We start from the raw sequence: 17,260 nt of genomic DNA on the forward strand, positions 1-17,260 counted from the left end.
GGGATTTGGCCTCTGGCTGCTTCTGGTGTCATTGCGCATGATAGGAGAGGCTGCGCAGCTGTTCCTATTTAACCGGACCGGAAAGGTGATCTCCAGAAATATGGCTTATAGCTGGATCTTGATCTTTGTTTTTCATACCGTGGGAGTACCCTTTGATCAGGCGATGCCGGTCCTCATGCTCTATCTTAACCATATCAAAGTATTCATCCACCGTTTTCCCCTGCGGGATCTCCCCCTCGTGAATATCCATATAAAATTTAATGAATTCGTAGCCGGTCAAAAATTCCGGAAGCACACCCGCGCCGTTCCGGCCCAGCAGCCCGTAGATCTTTCCTTTTTCAAAAGTAAAGGAACAGTCCTTCAATACTTCTTTGCTTCCATAGGATTTTCTGATTCCTATCAGTTTCAGCTCCATACATACACTCCTTTTCTGATCTAGAGAAAAACAAAAAGCACCACCCACATCATACAAAAAATGCAGATTATGCCTTATTCTTAAGTTCGGATTGAATTCTGAAAACGTCGCAAAACCATTTTGCAATATCATAGGGGATTTACACCGCTGTGTCAACAGGATACTAAAAAACTTAACTAACATTTAATATAATAGAATACAATCTGCCTAAGGATTCAAAACCCCCATTCTACTGGATTTCCAAAATCACTCATGCTATAATAAAAATGCGCTAAAAACCCGGCCAAAAGGCCCTATCTATTAGTCAAGGGGAATCTGCCATGGAATTTACATACGATGAAAACACCATCCGGAAATATAAACATTCTTTCCTGAAAGGTGAACTCTTAGAAAAGGGAGTCGTTTCCGACAATATCTATCAGTCATGGGTGCGCTGCCGGCAGTCCAATGTGGACGCCTCACAGAAAGTACTGATCCGGGAGGCCACTGATACCCATACGCCCAACGATATTCTGGAAAGTTCCCGCTACATCCGCAAGCAATCAGAATATATTTACCAGATGAAGTTCGACCTGCTTTCCAAAATCGGCATCGCTGTCTTTTATCTGAATCGAAATCTCTCTGTATTTTCCAAGGGAGGAAACCGCAAGCTTTTGGATGAATTGAAAAGTAAAAACTTAAGATTTTCTACCAATATGTCGGAAAATCTGGTGGGTACCAACGCGGCCGCCCTTGCTGTACAGGGCAAAAAATCCTGCATCGTGATCGGTGAGGAACACTATACCGATGTTCTGTCCGATTATGTGACCATTGCTTTCCCTTATTTTCGTACTTTCCCGCAGAGTAAAATCTTTGCCCAGGATGCGTTTATCAATTTGTACATAATGCCTGTGAAGCTGGCCGATGATTTGCATTTTTCCGTGATCCGCTATCTGGGGTCACTGGATTTTTATACAGACCCTTCCCATAAATTAAAAGATCTGATGTCTGAGTTTAATGCCAAAGCCAATCATTCCTGTTATATCCTACTGGATCAGGCCGGCATCATCATGGATGTTAATATTCTGTTCTGCGAAGCCTTCGATATTTGTCAGGATATGGTCTGCGGTAAGAGACCGGAACAATTGTATCCCGAACTCGGGGATATCATGAAACGTTTGTACCGCCAGGAAAAAGTCAAGTCCTGTTCGATCGTATTCAACAGTCTGTCCGCCGGCAAAAACGAATTTTACGTAGACGCCATGCCGATGACCAAAGATCAGAAACTGGCAGGTTATATTATAGTCCTTACGGACTCCAGGCACGTGCAGCGTTATGTTAACCGCCTTGTAAACAAGGGCGCTTACTACACTTTCGACAGCTTGATCGGAAAAAACCGGGATTTTGAGATCAGTAAGCGAATGGCCGCCCGCATCGCCTCGGGTAACAGTAATGTACTGATCTGCGGAGAGAGCGGTACCGGAAAAGAACTGTTCGCCCAGTCTATCCATAATGCCAGTGACCGAAGCCACGGTCCTTTCGTCTCCATCAACTGTGCAGCCCTCCCGAAAGAGCTGATCAGCAGTGAACTATTCGGCTATGAGGAAGGGGCGTTCACCGGAGCACGCAAGGGCGGTTCTATGGGAAAATTCGAGCAGGCCAACCAGGGCACGCTGTTTTTGGACGAAATCGCGGAGATGCCACTGGATATGCAGTCTGTGCTGCTCCGGGTAATCGAAGAACGCACAGTAAGCCGCCTGGGCGGTTCACAGCCCAGAAGTGTCGATGTGCGCATTATCGCTGCCACCAACCGAGATCTGATGAAATATATTGAAGAAAATAAATTCCGCCTGGATTTGTACTACCGTCTCAATGTAATGCGTCTGGATCTGATCCCGCTTCGGAATCATATTGACGATATCCCGCTGCTCGTGGATCACTTCATCCGTCACTTTAATGAAAGTGCCCACAAATCCGTGCGGGAACTGGAACCCAGAGCCATGGAATGTCTTATGAAGTACTCATGGCCCGGGAATATCCGGGAGCTTCGAAATGTCATGGAGCGGTGTGTAAATCTGTCGGTTCAGGATATTATCACATTGGAATGTCTTCCCGCGGAACTGCTAAGAGAACAGGCTTTTTCACAGACGTCTCAGCAATTCCCCTTACCAATGCAGCCGGACATGCCGGAGCAGGCGTTTTCCAGTCAGCACTATAACAGTTATGAGGAATACGAATGTCAGCGTATCGTCGAACTGATGAAACAATATAAAGGAAACCGAACCCAGGTTGCTCAAGAATTAGGAATATCCAGAGCCACCCTATATCGCAAGATGAAGAAGATATCCAACTGGAATTAAAGGAGGCGGGCAATGTATGAACCTGCAATATGAAATAAAATTAGATCAAAGGCAGACCCTGTCCCAGACGCAGATCCAGTCGCTGGAGCTTTTGGCTATGGATAACATCTCCCTAAACGATTATATGCAGAATGAGTATATGGAGAATGCCATCCTGGAATATACTCCCAGTGATACCGACATTCCCATACGGATGGAGGATTATAAGAGCTGGTATGATAAAAACGTATACTCTGCTTACGGCGAGACTGCCGCTGCCGGCGAAGATCATCAGAAAGAACTCGTCTCGGACAATCAATACGAACTCCGTCATTACCTGAAGAGCCAGTTAAGCCTGAAAAAATATACCGCCCGCCAGCTCTATGTGATTGATTATCTGATTGATTGTCTGGACAGCCAGGGTTTTTATCAGGTTCCGGTCCGGGAAGCCGCACAGAAAACCGGAGCCAGCGAGGCGGATGTCAGCATCTGTCTTGCGGACTTAAGGCAGCTGGAGCCCTGTGGAATCTTTTCCGAAAATCTGTCCCAGTGTCTGCTTTGTCAGCTGGAAACTCAGGGCATCCGGGATGAAAAATTATGCTCGATCATAACCAGCCACCTGGAAGATGTCGCTTCCGGCAGAATCAGTTATATATCCAGGTCATTAGGCCTGTCCACTGTACAGGTAAGGAAATATATATATGTCATCCAAAAATTAAATCCAAGGCCGCTCCAGGGTTTCAATACATCCGGCACCACCTATATCGTTCCAGATATCATCCTGACTTTCAGCGAGGGTCAGTGGGAGATTCAGATGAATGACAGCTGGATGGGTGCCTACCACATCAATGACTACTATTATAAAATGATGCGGAACGCCGAGGATGATGATATCTATGCCTATTTCCGCAACTGTCTGCACAGAGCCAGGTTTCTGCTGAACAGTCTGGAACAGCGGCGCAAAACCATGCTGCGGATCACAGAAACCATCGCCGGCTATCAGCAGGAATTTTTTCTGGGAAAAGACCTCCTGCGTCCCATGATGCTGGAGGATATCTCCAGCGCTCTCAATATCCACATCTCCACCGTAAGCCGTGGAATCAGCGGAAAGTACCTGCAGTATCCCGGCGGAACCATTTTGATGCGGGATCTGTTTACTTCCGCCGTGACAGGGAGCAGCCCCAGCGAGGGTCTGACTGCCGAGCAGGTCAAGCAGCATATCAGCGGTCTGATCACAGCCGAAGACAAGGCGCAGCCATTAAGCGACCAGGCGCTGGCCGCCCGGCTGGCCGAACGTGATATCCATATCTCCCGGCGTACGGTTGCAAAATACCGGGAAGAACTTGGATTACCGAAGAGTTTCGACAGAAAACTGATTGAGATTTCATAGTGAATGGGTTATAAAAAAGTGAATTTACATATAATATCGCTGACTATTTTTCATGCATCGCACGTAAATGCCCAAAATTCGGGCATTAAGTGCTCATAGCAATAAAAAAGATATACTTGACGTACAGAATGTCGTACGTTATAATTGATGTACAGAAAGCTGTACGGATTGGAGGAGATGATATGTTAGCAGTAAACTATACAAATTTACGGGATAATATGAAATCATATATGGATAAAGTGACAGATGATTATGAAACCATGATTGTGACCAGAAAAGACAACAAAAATGTGGTAATGCTCTCAGAGGAATCTTATAATAATCTGATGGAAAACGTCTATGTTATGGGGAATAAATCAAATTATGATTGGCTGATGGAATCCAAAGCGCAGTTGGAAAGCGGAAAAATCTCTACGCATAATTTGACCGGGGTAGATATGGATGAATAAAGTATTTACGGTTAACGGCTGGAAAGACTATGTGTATTGGCAGACAGAGGACAGGAAAACTTTAAAAAAAGTAAATCAACTGATAGAAGATATTTGCAGAAATGGAAATGAAGGAATTGGAAAACCGGAGCAGTTAAGCAGGGATCTGGCGGGATATTGGAGCAGACGAATTAATGATAAAGATAGGTTGATATATAAGATAGATGAAAATAATGTCTATATATTAGCTTGCAGATATCATTATGCTGATAAATAGTTGTTCTGTTTAACTGCTCTGAACGGATAGGAATAAAGAACAGACCGGATATCCCATCGTCCGAACTGGTAAACAGGACGGCGGAAAAATACCCGAACATATGAAATGTAGATAGCCGGGGCTGACGGGATAGAATTTGTATACCAAATGACTTATGACTTATCCATTTCCCGACAGCCCCTATTTTGAACCATATAAACAATAATATCGCTAAAAGTTACGCTTTATGTGCAAATTGTTCTTCGAAATAGCATTTCTTGGCTACGATCAGATGGTATTCTCCGGTCTGGAGGACCTCTCCCTTTTGGTTCAGGATCGACATCTGGGTGACGATGACTCCGCGGGTCGGCTTGTTATCAATTTTGTCTACGATTTCTGACTTCGTGTAGATCGTGTCTCCTACATGGGCTTTTCCGTAAATTTTCCAGTTTTTGGTCCCTTTGGAAACCAGAATCGCTCGGTTCATTTTTGCTGTCAGCTCGTTGTTGGTGTCGATGGATGTGGTGAAGGTAAATAACATCATGTCCTGAGCGATTACACCGCCGTATCTGGACTTTTTGGCATACTCATCATCGATGTAGATGGGCGCGTATTCACCGGAGATTCCGGCGTAGTTGAGGATATCTGCCTCTCGGACAGTTCTGCCATAGGGGGAAGCGGTCGAGTAGCCAAGCGGTACATCCTCAAAGAACCAGGTATCCTTAAACATTTCTTCAAATTCGTTCATAACAGCTCCTCCTATTCTGCCTTATAATTTCGTTTCGCAAATTTATACTCGCGGACATTATCTAGGGCAATCTCTCCGCGCTGGTTGACCCCGTTGAAACCTAATACTATGGTTCCCGTGTCCTCTGCGTCATCGATCTTTTCTAAGACCTCCACTTCCAGATGGATGGTATCGTTGAATTTGACGGGATTCATGTATTTGACATGTTTCATTCCTGTCATTTCCAGCATAGTGGTATCTGTGTCGGCACAGAACTGGGTCCGGCGGAACATACCGCCCACCACAGCCAGAACACAGGCGCCGTGTACCAGGTTTTCTTTATACAGAGAAGTCTTCGCGAATTCATGATCCAGATGAACCAGGTTATAATCTCCAGTAAACTGCGCGAAGTTTACCACTTCCGCGTTGGTAAAGGTGCGTCCGCCGGGTGATTCGAACTTATAACCTACTTCTATATCTTCAAAATATAACACTTTATTCGCCATAGCTATATCGCCTTTCTTTCCTATAATTTGATCAGATCGCCAAAAAGTTTTATATTTTCTGCGCAGGGTTTGTATTTCCCTTCCTCACAGCCGGTTACGATCTCTACGACTTTGTCGTTGAACGGAGTCTCTACGTTGCTCTGACGTCCATATTTACAAACCACGCCGTTGATGGCGTTGATTTCCGTCTTTTTGCCGTTTCTTAAATCGGTCAGCATGCTTGCCACTATGGGCACCGGTTTCATCGCCTCATACATGGGGCGCACCCGTTCCCGATCCGCTTCATCTTGGAAGCCGTACATGTCTTCCATGGAGCTTCCCTGAATCTTGCCGATCTTATAACCGCTGGCGTGGCACACCTTAATACACTCGTTAGCCACGTGCTGCGTTACATACAGATTTTCCTCTGTGGACACCGTCTCCCCAAAGGTTGCCCCCAGAGCCGCTGACATTCCGCTGAATGTAGCATTCGTCAACAGTTTCGCCCAGCGCACTTCCATAAGATCGGTGATGATATTCGTCGTACACAGGCACTCTAAGATCTCTTTGATCTCCTCCAGTCTTTTATCCACATGACCGTCCGGCCAGCCGATATCAAAAGACATCTGATCCAGTTTCGATGTGAGGGTCGATACACCAGGCTCTGTCATCACGGCGGCCCAGCCCACAGGGCAGCCCACCACACGGCCTTTTCCGATATATTCCTCAACCTCCAGTTCAGGCAGGCCGTTCTGCATGGTTACGACGACACCGTCGTCGGACAGATGCGGAAGCAGTTGTTTTAGTGCTACTTCATTGGCCGTCTGTTTTGCCATATAGAATACCAGATCATATCTGCCCTCCATCTCGGGAGTTAACACGGTGCTGACCGGAACTACAAGGTCTACCGTCCCTTTGATCACAGCACCTCTTTCCTTCATGGCATTTAAGTGGGCGGCATTTCTGCTGACAAGATCTACCTGCTTTCCTGCCTTCGCGATAAATGCACCCAATACGGTTCCAAGAGAACCGGCCCCTAATATTGCTGTACGCATATGAATGTTATCTTCCTTTCACGTTTTTTTAGCTTACCGAGTAAGATAATGTTTTATTCTGTCTCCCCTTTTCGTTCTTCCGCCAGTTTCCAACGCTTTATCTTACCCATTTCATCCCTCGGAATCTTTGGTACTATTTCGTAGGATTTCGGAATCTTGTGGCTGCTGAACCTGGCATGGCAATACTCGGACAGTTCCTCAAAGGGGAACTCCTCCGGATTACCCTCCACCTCCATCAGCGCGTGTACTTTCCGGCCCCATTTTTCATCCGGGAGTCCGATCACTACAATATCCCGGATCTTGGGGAATCCCCGCATCACGCTCTCTACCTCTTCACAGTACACGTTTTTCCCGCCGGTTACGATCATATCACTGCGCCGGTCCACGATATAGAGATATCCATCCCCATCCAGATATCCCAGATCACCCACGCTGTAATAGCCGTCCAGACCGGACCGGATCGCCGCCCGGCCTATGTAGTATGTCACCAGCCCCATGTCCGGTTTACTGAAAATCTCTCCCACTTCACCCGCGGGCATCTCATCCCCGCTATCGGAACAGATACGTATGGAGCAGCCAACCGGCTTTCCAACACTCCCCTCGTGCAGCAGCCATTCGTCTCCTCTTATAGTTGTGCTCCCGATCATTTCCGTCATTGCGTAGAATTCATAGATTTTTTCTGCCCCGATCCGTTCAATCCAGGTTCTTTTTATAATGGGGGCACATGCGCCGCCTGCATGGAATATGGCGATCAGGCTGCTAAGATCCACGGTCTTAAAATTCGGAGCCATCATCATACGATCCAGCATCGTCGGCACAAACCCGCCGCATTGAATCCGATATTTACCGATCAGTTCCAGCGCAAGATCCTGGTTAAACTTCGTCATCAAGTAAATGGTATGACCCATAAATAAACCAATGTACAAAGAAGAATTATACAGCGTATGATAAATGGATCCCGGTACCAGCTGCCGCAGGTTCGCTCCCTGCCCAGACATGGCGGTCCATCCTTCCAGACCCGATTCATTGTATGCCATCGTAACATTCTGTACCACGAGTTTTGGTTTTCCGGTAGTCCCGCCGGTTGCCATAGCCCGGCCAGGCGAGGCGGTTACAAATGGAACACGGTCATCCTCTACCGGAACGTCACTGTCACACAATCTCCGAATATCATCGTTGGTGAGCTGCCATGGATGTCCCTCGGGCAAAATCCAATCCGCCACAATCAGCTTGGGTGTTACCAACCCCAATACTCTGTCCCGTTCGAATTCCTTAAGGCTCCTGGATATGGGAATACAACAGGCTCCCAGATGCCAGGCCGCCAAACTGGAAACGATATGTTCAAACGTATTGGGAAGGCCGATCATAACCTGCGACCCCTTTTTTATACCGCCTTTATCCATTTCAGCCGCGACTCTTTCCATGGCTTCATACATCTGACGCCACGAGAATACCCGCTCGCTCCCGTCTGCTGAAATTTCTACTACAGCGGTCTGATCTTCCCGTTTCCGCGCCAGGTTTCTGATTTGTATTGGTAAAAGTACAGGAGGATTTAATTTGTTATTTGTCACCATAATTCCCGCCCCTCGTAAGGATGTACCTGATGCCTTTAACCCTGATTTGGTTAATGCTGATTAAATCTGGGCGGCCTTTTCTCGTTAAACGCAGCCTTGCCTTCCTCATGATCAGGCATAAACGATAACACCGGCTGCGCCAGGTTCTCGACTTCCAGTACTTTAAATAAATCATAATCAATACTGGCATTTACCAGCCGTTTTGTCAATCCGATCGCATATCGCGGGCCCTGAGCCAGCTGTTTTGCATAAGCGATGGCGGCATCCAGATACTCTTCCGGCGGCAGAGCCTTGAAGATCAATCCCATCTGCTGCGCTTCCGCAGCTCTTACTTTTCGCCCGGTGAACATCATATCCTTCGCCTTCTGCGCGCCGATGATATGCGGCAGGAAATAAAGGCCGGCGAAATCAGGAATCAGCCCCACGTTCACAAAGGATTGGATAAAACTGGCTTTCTCTGAAGCAAAAATGATATCACAGGCCAGCGCCAGGTTGCAGCCGCCTCCGGCAGCCGCGCCATTGATCGCTCCGATAATCGGTTTTTCCAGCTGATACATCGGTAAGATGATATCCCGGGCATAGCCGACGATTCCATCCCGCACCAGGGCCGGCGTGATTTCTATCTCCACAGGTTTCATATAACCGCCTGCGCAAAAGCCCCTGCCCTCAGCCGTCAGTACCACCGCTCCGATCTCCGGATCATCGCCCGCCCTTTTCAGGGCGGCGATGAATCCTTCTACCAGATCACTGTCTAACGCATTCATGATTTCGGGACGGTTCAGGGAAATGATCAGCACATTATCTTCCACTCTGGTCAATACTGCATTGTTCTCACTCATAATTCAATCCCTTTCTTATCTTCAAATAATCCGGTATTCATCCGGTATGCAGGACACTCCGGATTGCCCAAAAGTCTCCTGCATGATCCCGGGCAATATTTCACCTTACAGCATAATTATCTGTAACGCTTCAGAATCTGCGGCGCGGTGTTAAAAATCATAACTTCATCCGTTCCGCCGGCGATACGGCAGGCGCGGGTATCGATATAGTAGCGGGCCACACGGTGTTCTCCGACGATTCCGATACCGGCCAATACCTGGATCGCGTCATCCAGCACCTCACAAACAGTTCTCGAACAATACAGTTTGGCAAGTCCGGTATCAATACGGATGTTCTGATTCGTGTCTATCTTCCAGGCCAGCTTATAGAGCATATTCATCATATTATCAATCTTGATCGCCATGTTCACGATCTTCTCCTGAATCAGCTGGAACCGGCCGATCTGCTGTCCGAACTGAACACGCTGGTTGGCGTAGGCGGCTGCATCTTCAAATGCATTAATAGCCGTAGCGATCACGCCGGATACGTTGGCGATACGCTCTCTCGCGAAATTGGCCATGGTCTGCATAAAGCCATTGTGCTCCACGCCCAGGATCGTACTTCTGGGAACACGGACATCACTTAAGAACACTTCACAGATACTGGTAGGCTGATCCATATGCCCCATCTTCGGCAGTTTGTTGATACGGACTCCGGGAGTATCCACGTCCACGATGAACATCGTACCAGCCTGATGCAGATTCTCCACCTGGGGATCCCGCGCCATCACGATGATCGCTTTCGCCTCAGCACCGCAGGTGGTGTAGTGCTTTCCACCGTTAATCACGGCGGTATCGCCATCCCATACATAGCTGGTCTGCATGCCTGCCACATCCGAACCGGTTCCTGGTTCGGAAATGCCCAATGCCAGCGGAGGCCCGCCCTGCACATAATCTTTTACATATTTATCGATCTGTTCCTGAGTTCCAAATTCGCAAAGGTCATACATCGTCGGAATTCCCATGGAATAGAAGCAAGCCACCGGACCGCCGTAACGGGAAATGGTCAGGTTCGCCATCGCAAGAGTCAGCATATCACAGGGCGTCCCGCCTACTTCTTCCGGAAGTCCAAGGCCTACAAAGCCGTTATCTGCCAGAGCCTGCCATGCTTTCCAGGGGAATTCTCCTGTCTTGTAGCAGCTCTCACCGCCGTCGGGAAGTTCTCTTTCCAGGCATTCTTTTATGCCTTCCATCAGGAGCTCCTGCTCATCTGTCAACGTAAAATCTACCATGATATCATTTCCCCCTTATTATTTTTTCATTTTCATATATCTTTCCATGTTATAAATCTGCGGATCCCACTGGTCTCCCTCGAGAATCAGTTTTTCTTCACGCATGCGGTCAACATCGGCGTCACTGTAGCCCAGCTCCTTTAATACATCACGGGTGCTCTCTCCTACCGGCCCTGAGGACTGGAATTCTGCCGTACCCGCTTCCTTGAAGATCGCCGGTGCTTTTACGATACCGACATGCATGCCGCTGGGATAATCGATCCCCTGGAAGAAGCCGGCATCCCATGCCTGCTGATCTCCCTGCAGATCTTTGAAATCCTGGCAGATATCGAAAGGCATCGGAGTATTGATCAATTTGTCAACCCAATACTGTCGGTCTTCTTTCAGGAACATCTCCTTTAGAATCGGAGTGATCTCCTGCGCATGTGCCAGCGCGTCCTCATAAGCTACCCATGTGGTTATGTATTCCTCGGGGAGTCCAACAGCTTTTACAAATACCGGCCATGTCCTCTGCCAATCCAGCCCCATAAGGCCGATCCATTTTCCGTCTTTACACAGATACGGTTTCGCCAAAGGATGTACGGTGTTCGGGTCGGTCGGATACTGATCCCCATATATGGAAGAAACTACCGGTACGTTGGCACTCCACATTCCTGCATGCATCAGGGCTACATTGATCTTCTCTCCCTGCCCTGTGCGCTGCTGACGGACATAAGCGGCCAGAATCGCCATCGCAAGATAGGTACCAGTCGGAATATCGCCAAAGCCAAAATACGGAACCATCGGAGTATCACCCTCAACCGGGCAGTCTTTTACATATCCGCAGCGCGCCGCATAGGAAACCCCATCGAATCCGCCGCGTGTCGCCCAGGCACCGGCCAGACCATATCCGCTGGTAGATGCGCAGATCAGCTTCGGATGGTCTTCTTTTAAGGTCTCATAATCCAGCCCCAGTTTGATGGCATCTTTTATTTTCAGATGAGAGATAAAAACATCCGCGTCTTTCAGCATCTTCTTGAGAATTTCCATTCCTTCCGGTTTACGGGTATCCAGCGCAACATATGTCTTGCAGGCATTGAAGCAGTCAAATCCGGCCTGATCTCCATTCAGGATGTGGCGGGAGATACCTACGCCGCGGGTTGAGTCTCCCTGAGGCGGTTCCACTTTGATTACATTTGCTCCCCATTCACCTAAGATACGTCCGGCTGTAGGTGCAGCCATAAATCCAGCAATTTCGATAACCTTCATTCCTTTTAGCAGATCCAACATTCTTTTTTACCTCCTTAGAATTTGTTTTTTCTATCAAAGGGACTTTGCCCTAATTGATCGGTTCTAAAATTCTGGTTTCAGTTTTTCACCATTCTTAAATGCAATCAGCAGACACAGTACACAGGCAACCAGGAATCCCAGGATCAGGTACAGCACATACTGATAAGTCTTAGTTGCATCATACACAAAACCATAAACAGGTACCAGCACCATACTGGCCACGTTAATAGCCGTAATCATAAAGCCAAAGATCGTACCGAAGTCTTTATACCCGAAAATCGAGGAGACAATCAACGGCCCTAATGTTCCCATCGTAGAAGCCAGGAATCCGTAGAATACCAGCGCTCCGTAATATCCGGCCATATGCTGACGGAAGAAGATCAGGATCAGGACAGCGACGAATCCGAAGCACATAGCAAGCAGAGCGGACTTTCGTGCCCCCAGTTTATCAGCCAGCATACCAAACAGCAAAGATCCTACAAAAGTCCCTATCATCCAGAAGCTCATGCCGTTGCCGCCTACCTGGGTGGTAAATCCGGCGTCCACAGCCAGCGTGGGCACGTGGGATGCAAAGGAGGCGATGCCGCAGATAAAGAACATAAACAGAAAAACGCAGTAGAATGCAGGAGTCTTTAAGGCTCTTGCGGATGTGATACCCGGAATCATGCTGGGATCCACCGCCTGAGCGCTCTGAGCAGCCTGTTTCGTTTCCGCTTCTTCCGCTCCGTAAGGTTTTAACCCTTTATCTTCCGGATTATCCCGAATCAGCAGAAGAACCACCGGGAGTACAATTACAAATGACACAAGTCCAAGGCCTATGTAACCTGCAGACCAGCCGAATTTGGTGATAATCGCTGCAGTAGTCGGCTGCAGAATCGCGCCGAAGAGGCCCACAGCCGCCATCATAATACCCATTGCGGTACCATTTTTTTCTTTAAACCATTTGTTGATCAATACAGGTCCTACCAACTGGGTAGTAAATGCGGCGCCCAGAGCCATCAGTCCTACGAAGCTGTACCAGCCCCACAGCTGATGCATCAGACCCATGGCCGCGAAACACAGAGCGTGCACGCATACGGAAATACCCGTGATCCTGCGGATGCTGTATTTCTGAAGCAGTTTTCCTGCGATTGGATTCCAGATTGCCCCTACCAGTGCAGATACACTGTACATAATGGACAGCGAACCGATTCCAAATCCCAGATCCTTGCTGATCGGTGATAAGAACAATCCCATACCGCTGTTAATTCCACCGCGTAAAAACCCCATCATGACAATAATTGCTATTAACACAAACCATGCATAGTGAATCCGTTTCTTTTGCTGCGCCATACCAATACCTCCTCATAATTTTATCGATCCTATTTTATAATGATCTTCCTTCACACTCCGCCGGCCCTGTTTCAACTGCTTACTTGCTTAACTTTTTAGCCAGTGCAGGTACTATCTCATACAGATCTCCTACGATACCGTAATCGCACTGACGCATAATGGGTGCGTTGGCATCTTTGTTGATCGCTGCCAGAATTTTGGCATCCTTGAGCCCTACCATATGCTGTACCTGTCCCGAGACACCAACTGCCAGATACAGATCCGATTTGACGAAGACACCGGAAATACCTATGTAACACTCTTTGGGCAGCCATTCCAGCCCCTCTGCGATGGGACGGCTGCATCCAAGTTCGGCATCCAGAGCGTCCGCCAGTTCTTTTACCATGGAAATGTCTTCTTTGTTAGCGATTCCCAGTCCGATACTGACGATCTTCTTAGCCGCGGCCAGATTCACGCTTGCGGACTCCCGCTTCTGCTCGTCGCTGAGTGTAATGCTCCAGGCCGGCTCTACATAGGGAACTTCCACAACATTTCCAGCACCCGCCTTCATTTCTTCCGGCTTCTCCAGTACGCCGAAGCCCAGGATAACCAGGGTTAGATCCCCTTTTACGCTTTGTTTTAAGTTCGCCCCGCCGCCATATACCATGCTCACACCGTTCGTAACTTCACTGGTAAGATCCAGTTCTTTCGCATCCGCCAGTACACTTGTTTCAAAGCGGGCCGCCAGCCGCCCCGCGATCGCCCGTCCGGTAAGTGTAGCTCCGAATAACAATACCTCGGGTTTTTCGTCTTCCACCAATTTCGCGATGGTGTCCGTATAACTCTCCGCCATTCTTTCGGATGTATCTCCCAGATAATAGACGGTGTCGGCTCCAGCCTGCGCAGCAGCAGTTATAAGATCCCTGCTTCCCACTGCGATGACACTGACTTCCCCGCATTCCTTCGCACCTGCGGTAATATCCTGCATGAAAGCCGGCTTATCTGAAAACACCCAAACTTTTTTTGCCATACCTGCTCCCTCCTATACTAAGCCTTCTTTAGCCAGATGTTCTACGAATAGGTCAACTGCTTCATCCACTGCCGCGTCGATGATGATACCCTTGCGGTCCCGCGATTTGGGTGCCAGGATACTATCGATCTGAATCTTCGCCTCAAAGCTTCCCAGATCCTCAGGTGTAAATTCTTCCACCGGTTTCTTACCTGCGGAGAGAATATCTTTCATCGTCGGTATCCGGGACGGCGCATAATCTGCAGTGACGCTCAATACAGCCGGAAGCGGGATTTCGATTTTCTGGATACTGTCCTCCGTGGTACGCAAAGCGGTAATAGAAGAATCCCGGATCTCCAATACCTTACTGATCCCGTTGATGGTCGGCCATCCGAGGATCTCTCCCAACTGCATACCTGTCTGCCGGTAATAAAAATCTGCGGAACCTTCCCCGCATATAACGATCCTGCACTCCTCGTCCTTTCGCACGGCGGCGGCAAGTATGGAGGCCGTCAGGTTCGTATCGGCATTCCACAGGGAATCATCCATCACCACGGTCAGACTGTCCAGGCCCCTGGACAACGCATTCTTTCTGGCCTTCTTATTCGAAAGTGCTGTGGGCCCGACACAAAGCCCCTTGTGGAAAGCTTCTGCCATAACGGCAATCTGTGCGCCTGCCTCAATGGCCACCAGATCAAAATCTCCGATAATCCATTCCGCCCTGTCAAAAGATACCGAATAATCGGGATTAATCTGCATGTCCTGATTGTCAGGGGATAATTTGTAGCAAGTGATTACGTCCATAAATCCATAAATCTCCTTTCTGCTTTTGGCCTTTCTACCATTTCTGATTCTGAGATATAATTACGCAAATATGATGCCAAGTAAAAAATTACCATTTTAAGCGGCTTTGTGAAAAATTTAATTAGCAGGTAATTTGTACATAAAATAACAATTTGATACACTATGATACATTGTAATACATTTTAATGCATTCAGAAACTCTATTAGGTTCTTTTTAACCTCTTCATGTATGCATTTTTCCGCGCAGATCGCTTATAGGTGAACCTCTTTTTGTTCACCCTTTGCTTCGGCCGAATTCTTCCCAAAAAAGAAAGGTTTCAGACAGTTGGCATTGTATTTGCTCTTTAAAATAACAAAATCTTGAAGAAAGAGGTGCACACATGGGCGAAGATAAGTTTGATGTGATTATCGTAGGGGGCGGTCTGGCAGGTTCGACAGCAGCTTATATCCTTGCGCAGGAAGGCCTGGAGGTTCTGGTGATTGAACGCGGAAATTACAGCGGTTCAAAAAATATGACGGGCGGCCGTTTATATGGCCACAGCCTGGAAAAAATTATTCCTCAGTTTGCTAAGGAAGCTCCGGTGGAGCGAAGGATCAGCAAGGAACGGTTTTCCCTGCTCACAGAAGACAGTGCCGTCACTCTGGAATATGGCAGCGCAAAATTAGGAACACCCGGCTGTGAATCTTATTCCGTACTAAGGGCGGGCTTTGACCGCTGGCTGGCTGAGAAAGCGGAAGAAGAAGGAGCCATGTACATATATGGAATCCGAGTAGACGACCTGATCGTCCGCGATGGAAGGGTCTGCGGCGTGATCGCCGGTGACGAAGAGATGGAAGCCGATCTGGTCATCCTGGCGGACGGTGTAAATTCCCTGCTGGCGCAAAAAATCGGTATGAAAGAAGAGCTGCTTCCTTCCCAGTCAGCCGTAGGCGCCAAAGAAGTTATTCAGCTGGATGCCGCTACCATCGAGCAGCGCTTCCAGTTAAACCCGGGAGAGGGACTTGCCTGGATCTTCCAGGGAGACTGTACGGATGGAAGGATCGGGGACGGTTTCCTGTATACCAATAAGGACACGGTATCTCTGGGTGTGCTGACTACCATACAGGACATCGACGACAAGGAAACCACGATACCGCAGCTGGTGGACCGCCTGAAGAATCATCCGGCGGTGAAACCCCTTATCGAAGGTGGAAAATTGCTGGAATATTCGGCTCATCTGGTACCGGAAGGCGGTTACTCCATGGTTCCCACGCTGTATCAGGACGGGGTATTGTTAGCCGGTGACGCCGCTTCCCTTGTTATCAACCTGGGCTTCATGATCCGGGGAATGGATCTGGCCATCGAATCCGGACGGCTGGCCGCCCAAACCGCTGTGGCCGCCAAAGAAAAGGGGGATTTCTCAGCTGAGACATTAGCATCCTATCAGCAGGCTCTTGAGGACAGCTTCGTAATGAAAGACCTGAAATTCTATGACGGATACGACAAGGTTATAGAGGACCGGCGCCTTTATCAGGATTGCCCGGCAATAGCAGACCGGTTGTTCGCGGATTTGTTTGTAGTGGATGGAACCGGCACGAAAGATATTTCCAAAAAAATCGTGCCCGGTCTGATCGATGGGCTGGAAAAATACAACGGCTAATCTCAATTGTAGACAGATTTAATGAAAGAAGGAGAGGATCGAAAATGACTATAGAAGATAAGTTGGGTGTGGATAAATTTCATACGGACGAGATTAACAGTCATATTGATGTAGATAAAGAGTCCACGGATATGGAGGAAATCAAGAAAGTCATCAAGGCATGCCCCGCCGGGCTGTATAAGCTGGATGATGAGTATCATCTGCTGTTCGACCATCTGGGCTGCCTGGAATGCGGCACCTGCCGTGTGTTGAGCAAAGGGAAAATTGTGAAGGATTGGGAATATCCGATCGGAACCAAAGGGATCGAGTATCGTATGGGCTGATGTCCTGCAAATATGGACTCTTTAATGAAACACCCTTCGGGTATACCTATATGTCCTGCAAATATGGACTCTTTAATGAAACACCCTTCGGGTATACCTATATGTCCTGCAAATATGGACCTTTAATGAAACGAAAGGAGATTTAT

The 17,260-nt window shown here is 48.1% G+C and carries 17 protein-coding genes; 6 read left to right on the plus strand and 11 right to left on the minus strand.

What is annotated here, in order from left to right; all coding sequences use genetic code 11:
- Positions 1-64: 64 nt before the first annotated feature.
- Positions 65-415, minus strand: a complete 351-nt coding sequence (locus KTH90_RS09455) for an ATP-binding cassette domain-containing protein (protein ID WP_330655968.1) — start codon at positions 413-415, stop codon at positions 65-67.
- Positions 416-735: 320 nt separating this feature from the next.
- Between KTH90_RS09455 and KTH90_RS09460 the strand changes: the two genes are divergently transcribed.
- From KTH90_RS09460 to KTH90_RS09475, 4 genes are all read left to right on the plus strand, one after another.
- A complete protein-coding gene (locus KTH90_RS09460) occupies positions 736-2,754 on the plus strand; it encodes a sigma-54 interaction domain-containing protein (protein ID WP_238726695.1) in 2,019 nt (672 codons plus the stop codon).
- 16 nt (positions 2,755-2,770) lie between these two features.
- Positions 2,771-4,123 (plus strand): RNA polymerase factor sigma-54, encoded by a 1,353-nt coding sequence (rpoN, locus tag KTH90_RS09465; RefSeq protein WP_158351133.1) that lies wholly within the window; start codon positions 2,771-2,773, stop codon positions 4,121-4,123.
- 182 nt (positions 4,124-4,305) lie between these two features.
- Positions 4,306-4,572, plus strand: coding sequence for a type II toxin-antitoxin system Phd/YefM family antitoxin (locus KTH90_RS09470; protein ID WP_158351134.1), 267 nt, complete (start codon positions 4,306-4,308; stop codon positions 4,570-4,572).
- Complete coding sequence (locus tag KTH90_RS09475) at positions 4,565-4,828, plus strand: Txe/YoeB family addiction module toxin (RefSeq protein ID WP_158351135.1); 264 nt, start codon at positions 4,565-4,567, stop codon at positions 4,826-4,828. The genes KTH90_RS09470 and KTH90_RS09475 overlap by 8 nt, the downstream gene beginning before the upstream one ends.
- A gap of 217 nt (positions 4,829-5,045) precedes the next feature.
- On the opposite strand, the gene KTH90_RS09480 is transcribed toward KTH90_RS09475, so the two are convergent.
- From KTH90_RS09480 to fixA, 10 genes are all read right to left on the minus strand, one after another.
- The gene (locus KTH90_RS09480) at positions 5,046-5,555 is read right to left on the minus strand and encodes a MaoC family dehydratase (RefSeq protein ID WP_158351136.1); all 510 of its coding nucleotides are present in this window, start codon (positions 5,553-5,555) and stop codon (positions 5,046-5,048) included.
- Positions 5,556-5,566: 11 nt separating this feature from the next.
- Positions 5,567-6,040 carry a MaoC/PaaZ C-terminal domain-containing protein gene (locus tag KTH90_RS09485; protein ID WP_158351137.1) on the minus strand — a complete coding sequence of 158 codons (474 nt, stop codon included), beginning with the start codon at positions 6,038-6,040 and terminating at the stop codon, positions 5,567-5,569.
- A 20-nt stretch (positions 6,041-6,060) separates the two neighbouring features.
- Complete coding sequence (locus KTH90_RS09490; protein WP_158351138.1) at positions 6,061-7,074, minus strand: ketopantoate reductase family protein; 1,014 nt, start codon at positions 7,072-7,074, stop codon at positions 6,061-6,063.
- 53 nt (positions 7,075-7,127) lie between these two features.
- Complete coding sequence (locus KTH90_RS09495; RefSeq protein WP_158351139.1) at positions 7,128-8,648, minus strand: AMP-binding protein; 1,521 nt, start codon at positions 8,646-8,648, stop codon at positions 7,128-7,130.
- A 50-nt stretch (positions 8,649-8,698) separates the two neighbouring features.
- Complete coding sequence (locus KTH90_RS09500) at positions 8,699-9,487, minus strand: enoyl-CoA hydratase/isomerase family protein (protein WP_158351140.1); 789 nt, start codon at positions 9,485-9,487, stop codon at positions 8,699-8,701.
- Between the two features lie 116 nt (positions 9,488-9,603).
- Entirely contained in the window at positions 9,604-10,758 is a 1,155-nt protein-coding gene (locus KTH90_RS09505; protein WP_158351141.1) for an acyl-CoA dehydrogenase family protein, read from the minus strand.
- 18 nt (positions 10,759-10,776) lie between these two features.
- Entirely contained in the window at positions 10,777-12,027 is a 1,251-nt protein-coding gene (locus KTH90_RS09510; RefSeq protein ID WP_158351142.1) for a CaiB/BaiF CoA transferase family protein, read from the minus strand.
- Positions 12,028-12,090: 63 nt separating this feature from the next.
- Complete coding sequence (locus tag KTH90_RS09515; RefSeq protein WP_158351143.1) at positions 12,091-13,359, minus strand: MFS transporter; 1,269 nt, start codon at positions 13,357-13,359, stop codon at positions 12,091-12,093.
- A 79-nt stretch (positions 13,360-13,438) separates the two neighbouring features.
- Positions 13,439-14,368 (minus strand): electron transfer flavoprotein subunit alpha/FixB family protein, encoded by a 930-nt coding sequence (locus tag KTH90_RS09520; RefSeq protein WP_158351144.1) that lies wholly within the window; start codon positions 14,366-14,368, stop codon positions 13,439-13,441.
- A 12-nt stretch (positions 14,369-14,380) separates the two neighbouring features.
- Positions 14,381-15,151 carry a putative electron transfer flavoprotein FixA gene (fixA, locus tag KTH90_RS09525; RefSeq protein ID WP_158351145.1) on the minus strand — a complete coding sequence of 257 codons (771 nt, stop codon included), beginning with the start codon at positions 15,149-15,151 and terminating at the stop codon, positions 14,381-14,383.
- Positions 15,152-15,531: 380 nt separating this feature from the next.
- On the opposite strand from fixA, the gene KTH90_RS09530 reads away from it, so the two are divergent.
- Complete coding sequence (locus tag KTH90_RS09530; RefSeq protein ID WP_158351146.1) at positions 15,532-16,791, plus strand: FAD-dependent oxidoreductase; 1,260 nt, start codon at positions 15,532-15,534, stop codon at positions 16,789-16,791.
- Between the two features lie 44 nt (positions 16,792-16,835).
- Positions 16,836-17,114, plus strand: a complete 279-nt coding sequence (locus KTH90_RS09535) for a 4Fe-4S dicluster domain-containing protein (RefSeq protein WP_158351147.1) — start codon at positions 16,836-16,838, stop codon at positions 17,112-17,114.
- Positions 17,115-17,260 lie beyond the last annotated feature (146 nt).

The organism is Diplocloster modestus, from assembly GCF_019042245.1.
In the GTDB taxonomy this organism is placed as follows: domain Bacteria; phylum Bacillota; class Clostridia; order Lachnospirales; family Lachnospiraceae; genus Diplocloster; species Diplocloster modestus.